Here is a 2,835-nt window from a genome sequence, read left to right on the forward strand (position 1 = left end):
GAAATTAATCCTACTGACTTGCTTAGCTTCGAAAATTAAACCTTCTAATCAATTCAAAGCAGATGAATTATCTTCCTTTTTCGATTCAAGTTTTTTAATATCCTTTAAATCTTTAACCTCAACCACTAATTCATCCTTATCTTTTATTTTATCAACAACAAACACATCATTTTCTTTCAAATCCAATTTCAAAAGCTCCTCTGCCACCCTATCTTCAAGAAATCTTTGAATAGCACGCTGTAAAGGTCTTGCCCCATATTTTGGATCATATCCTTTTTCAACCAAAAATTCTTTTGCTTCATCAGAAACTTCCATAATATAACCCAGTTCTTTTATCCTTTCTTTAATTTCTTGTAATGGATTATTAATTATTTGTCTGATATCATCTTTTGTCAATGAATTGAAAATAATTACATCATCAATTCTGTTCAAAAATTCAGGACGGAAATATTTTTTTAATTCCTTTTCAAGAATACTTTTTTGATACTCGGCAGAATCTTCTTTTGCACCGAAACCAATACCACCACCAAAATCTTTAAGTTTTACAGAACCAACATTTGATGTAATAATAATTATTGTATTTCTAAAGTCAATTTTTCTTCCAAGCCCGTCATAAATAAAACCTTCGTCAAGAATTTGTAATAAAATATTATTTACATCCTTGTGAGCTTTTTCAATCTCGTCAAGCAATACTACAGAATAAGGTTTTCTTCTAACTTTTTCTGTAAGTTGCCCTCCTTCTTCGTAACCCACATATCCCGGAGGAGCTCCTACGAGACGGGAAATATTAAACTTTTCCATATACTCACTCATATCAATTCTGATAAGAGCATCATCTGTATCAAAAAGATATTTTGCTAAAACTTTACCCAATTCTGTTTTACCAACACCTGTAGGACCAAGAAAAATAAAAGAACCAATCGGTCTGTTTGGATTTTTTAGCCCTGCTCTTGTTCTTTGAATTGCTTTTGTAAGTTTCTTTACAGCAACATCTTGTCCTATTATCTTTTCTTTCAACTCATTTTCCATGCTCAGCAATTTCATACCTTCATTTCTGGCAATTCGTTTTACAGGTACACCTGTCATCATTGCCACAACTTCTGCAACATGTTCTTCTGTAACAGTAAATCTATGTTTCTTGCTCTCCTCATCCCATTTATGCTTTTGGATTTCAAGTTGTTCTATTACTTTCTTTTCATTATCACGCAATTTTGCCGCTTCTTCATACTGCTGACTTTTTACTGCTTCAGTTTTCAGTTCTTTCAGTTCTTCAACCTTTTCTTCCAAATCTAATATTTCCTTAGGAACATGAATATTTGTAATATGCACTCTTGCACCAGCTTCATCAAGAATGTCAATTGCTTTATCGGGTAAATTGCGATCATTTATATATCTGTCTCCCATTTTAACACAATCCTTAATAGCTTCGGGAGTGTAATTTACATTGTGATGTTCTTCGTATCTGTCTTTAATTTGATTAAGTATATCAAGTGTTTCATCAACTGTAGGAGGATTAACCATTACAATTTGAAAACGTCTTTCCAATGCACCGTCTTTTTCAATATTTTGTCTGTACTCATCAAGAGTGGTAGCACCAATGCATTGCAAATCACCACGTGCTAACGCAGGTTTAAACATATTTGAAGCATCAAGAGAACCTGAAGCACCTCCTGCCCCAACAATTGTATGCAACTCATCAATAAAAAGTATTACATCATTATTATTTTCCAACTCGTTTAGCACTGCTTTCATTCTTTCTTCAAACTGACCACGATATTTTGTTCCTGCAACTAAAGAAGCAAGATCGAGAGAAACAATTCTTTTGTTAAACAGTACTCTAGATACTTTTTTCTGATTTATTCTCAAAGCCAATCCTTCTGCTATTGCAGATTTGCCAACTCCGGGTTCTCCAATCAAAACAGGATTATTTTTTTTCCTACGACTAAGAATTTGTGAAACTCTTTCTATTTCCGTATCACGTCCAACAATAGGATCAAGCTTTCCATCTTCTGCCATTTTTGTTAAATCCCTGCCAAAATTATCCAATACGGGAGTCTTGGATTTTGCAGTTTTTTCTTTGGGTTTTCCTCTTGCTTCTGATCTCTTTTTTGGTTTCTCTTCAAAATCATCCTCATGCTCAGTAGGCAAATCAGCTTTATCATAAAAATGACTTACCAACTCCTCTTTTAATCCCTCATAGGTTATTGAATAATTTTTTAAAATTTTTGAGGCTATATTATCCTCATCTTTCAATATAGAAAGCAGTAAATGTTCAGTATCAATAATATTACTTTTCAAAACTCTAGCTTCTAAGTATGTGAGTTTTAAAACTTTTTCTGCTTGCTTGGTTAATGGTATATTTCCTGTAACTTCGGATTGCCTTTCCGAAGTATTCATTATTGATTTTTCAATTGATTTTTTTAAATCCGAAGTATTTACATCAAGATTACTCATTGCTTTAATAGCACTTCCTATTCCTTCACGAATCAAACCCAATAAAAGATGTTCAGGACCAATATAAGCATGCCCCATACGCAATGCTTCTTCTCGGCTATATTGTATCACATCCTGAACTCTAGGTGAAAATTTTGCATTCATTGCCATAAAATTCCTATTTTTAATAATTGAACTTAGGCTTCTCAAACATAAAGCCATTGTATTTCATTCAAATCACATATTAAATTCATGTCAAAATTACAATATTCAAAAACATTATCAAAAATAAGTTTACAAATTATTTAATTCAATTATAAAACTTCCAACAAAAAGCAAATTTTAAAACTTCAATTGCAATAAAAAACAGGGCAAACGCATGAAAAAATCATTTTATTTTTG

At 32.2% G+C, this 2,835-nt stretch carries 1 protein-coding gene; it reads right to left on the minus strand.

Going from position 1 to position 2,835, the window contains the following annotated elements:
- Window positions 1-48 precede the first annotated feature (48 nt).
- Window positions 49-2,598, minus strand: a complete 2,550-nt coding sequence (locus tag U9R42_08035) for an ATP-dependent Clp protease ATP-binding subunit (protein ID MEA3495969.1) — start codon at window positions 2,596-2,598, stop codon at window positions 49-51.
- Between the last annotated feature and the right edge of the window lie 237 nt (window positions 2,599-2,835).

It is taken from the genome of Bacteroidota bacterium, from assembly GCA_034723125.1.
GTDB lineage: Bacteria > Bacteroidota > Bacteroidia > CAILMK01 > JAAYUY01 > JAYEOP01.

What these genes read in the sequence shown, in the direction of transcription:
- U9R42_08035 (MEA3495969.1), bottom strand. Translation starts at nt 2,598, where the DNA reads ATGAATGCAAAATTTTCACCTAGAGTTCAGGATGTGATACAATATAGC.